The sequence below is a fragment of the Flavobacterium sp. genome (assembly GCF_043760115.1).
Classification (GTDB): Bacteria; Bacteroidota; Bacteroidia; order Flavobacteriales; family Flavobacteriaceae; genus Flavobacterium.
The window spans coordinates 1-3,271 of record NZ_JAYUPK010000073.1 but is presented as its reverse complement, the minus strand read 5'-3'; the positions used below and the strand labels follow the sequence as shown (position 1 = coordinate 3,271).

Below are 3,271 nucleotides of genomic sequence, written 5' to 3'. Positions count from 1 at the left end.
ACTGAGTGTACTGCGCATCTTGTTGTCCAAAACTTACAAATCCTGTTAACAGTAAAGCGAATAATAAAATTTTTGTTCTCATCTATTTTGGGTGTTATATTACATAGCAGAGAATTTTTAATTCTCTGCTAATTAATTATCTTGATAAATATAGGTATCCGTTTCTTGGTGGTATATCGTCAATTACACTATTAAATTTAATTATGTAAAAATAAGTTCCTGTTGGCAATTCTGAATCTTGTTTAACAGTATTTCTTCCTTCAGAAATTCCTCTAAACGCTCTATCAACATTGTTGTAGTTTTGAGTCTCATAAACCAAAACTCCCCAACGATTATAAATTTCTACAGTATTGAATTCATAACATTCAGTTGTAATATTATCTATTTGAAAATGTTCATTAACATTATCATCATTTGGTGTAAATGCATTTCGAATTTCTAAAGTCTGACAACTATCTACATCGCATACTGATTGATTTACTGGTATTATAATATCAATAATTCTAGGACAATCAAGATCATTGTTTTCATATCTAACAATATAACTTCCATTTGCTAAATCATATGGTGTAAAGAATCCATCAGAGCTTAACTCACCTGAGTTACTAACATCTGTAAAAGTTCCAGTTGGTAAAATTGTTCCAGGAAATTGTTGATTAATAATTGTAGTTAAATCAATAGTTAAATCTATATCAATATTACATTGAGTATCTAAAGTTGTAGTTCTAATATAATTTGGTATAGTTACATTAACAGTTTGTGTAAATGTTTGCGAATTGTTACAAGCATCACTTACTGTCCAAGTTCTAATAATTGTATAAGTTCCAGTAGAAGTTACATCTGAAGTTACTTCAGTAGTTACAATAGTTATTTGAGTTTGAGTAGCACATGCATCAGTAAATGTTAAAACAGGACTCGCAGGAATAGCATCACAAGTTGCATTAATTATTGCAGTAAATGGTGATGTTAAAGTTGGAGCAATAGTATCTTGAACAGTAACAATTTGAACATGAGTTGTAGTATTATTACAAGAATCAGTTGCAATCCAAGTTCTAGTTAGCGTATAAGATCCTGCACAAGAACCAACAACATTAGTCTCAGTAAATGTAACATTTGCAGTACCACAATTATCTATTGCAGTTAAAGTAGCGGCAGTTGGTACAGATGAACATTCTACAGTTATATTACTTGGTAATGTTTCAACAAAAGTTGGTGCAGTAGTATCTTGAACAGTAACAGTTTGAACGTGAGTTGTAGCATTATTACAAGAATCAGTTGCAGTCCAAGTTCTAGTTAATATGTATGAACCAGTACAAGTTCCAGGTGCAGATGTTTCAGTAAATGTAACATTAGCAGTACCACAATTATCTGTAGCTGTTAAAACTATTGCAACTGGCACTGTTGAACATTGAACAGTAACATTAGAAGGTAATGTTTCTACAAATGTTGGAGCAGTTGTGTCTTGAACTGTTATTGTTTGAACATGCACAGTTTGTAATCCACATAAGTCAGTTGCAGTCCAAGTTCTAGTAATAATATAATTACCAGCACAAGTTCCAGACGTGTTTGTTTGAACATAAACAACAGATGCAGTTCCACAATTATCAACAGCAGTTAATACAATTGGAGCAGGAACATTAGAACATTCTACAGTTAGATTAGAAGGTAATGTTTCTACAAATGTTGGCGCTACAGTATCTTGAACATTTATAACTTGAATATGAGGAGTTGTATTACCACATAAATCAGTTGCAATCCAAGTTCTTGTAATAATGTAATTACCTTGACAGTTTCCAGCAGTTATTGCTTGATTAAATGTTACTGTTGCAGGTCCACAATTATCAGTTGCTGTAAATGTTTGAGCTACAGGAACATTAGAACATTCTACCGTTATGTTTGCAGGTAGTGGTTGAACAAATACTGGAGCAGTTGTATCTTGAACAGTAATTGTTTGAACGTGTACAGTTTGATTATTACATAAATCAGTTGCAGTCCAAGTTCTAGTTATAGTGTAATATCCTGAACAAGTTCCTGAAGTGTTAGCTTGATTGAAAACTACTGTTGCAGTTCCACAATTATCTGTTGCTGTTAAAACAACCGGTGCAGGAACATTTGAACATTCTACTGTTATGTTTGCAGGTAATGTTTGAACAAATACTGGAGCAGTTGTATCTTGAACCGTTACAGTTTGAATGTGAGTTGTAACATTGTTACATAAATCAGTTGCAGTCCAAGTTCTTGTAATAATATAATTGTTAGGACAGTTTCCGGCAGTATCAGATTGAGTAAATACCACAGTTGCAGTTCCACAATTATCCGTTGCAGTTAATACAACTGGTGTTGGAATATTAGAACATTCTACAGTTACATTAGAAGGTAAAGTTTCTACAAATGTTGGTGCAGTGGTATCTTGAACAGTCAAAGTTTGTATGTGAACAGTTTGATTTCCACATAAATCAGTTGCAGTCCAAGTTCTAGTAATAATATAATTGTTAGGACAGTTTCCTGCAGTATTAGATTGAGTAAATACTACTGTTGCAGTTCCACAATTATCATTAGCTGTTAATACAACTGGAGTTGGAATAGTAGAACATTCTACAGTTATGTTACTTGGTAAAGTTTCCACAAATGTTGGAGCAGTTGTATCCTGAACAGTTATTATTTGTGTATGAATTGTTGTATTACCGCAAGGATCGATTGCAATCCAAGTTCTAGTTACAATATAATTTCCTGCACAATTTCCGTTTTGGATAGTCTGAGAATAGTTAACATTTGCTAATCCACAATTATCTGTTGCTGTTAAAACTTGAGCTACAGGAATACTTGAACATTCTAAAGTTACATTTTGAGGTAAACTTTGATTGAATGTTGGAGCAGTTGTATCTTGAACTGTTACAGTTTGAATGTGAGTTGTAATGTTGTTACATAAATCTGTTGCAGTCCAAGTTCTAATAATTGTGTAATTACCTTCACAGTTTCCAGTATTTATAGATTGATTATAAACTACAGCAGCAGTTCCACAATTATCCGTTGCAGTTAATACAACTGGTGTTGGAATGTTAGAACATTCTACAGTTACATTAGAAGGTAAAGTTTCTACAAATGTTGGTGCAGTGGTATCTTGAACAGTCAAAGTTTGAGTATGAGTTGTAACATTGTTACATAAATCAGTTGCGGTCCAAGTTCTTGTAATAATATAATTGTTAGGACAGTTTCCGGCAGTATCAGATTGAGTAAATACCACAGTTGCAGTTCCACAATTATCCGTTGC

Annotated in this window: 1 protein-coding gene; it reads right to left on the bottom strand. The window is 32.9% G+C overall.

Annotated features, from left to right (window positions below; translation table 11 throughout):
• Nucleotides 1–136: 136 nt before the first annotated feature.
• Nucleotides 137–3,271, bottom strand: a 3,135-nt coding sequence (locus ACH2BC_RS06215; RefSeq protein ID WP_395053123.1) for a gliding motility-associated C-terminal domain-containing protein, incomplete at its 5' end; no start/stop codon positions are given.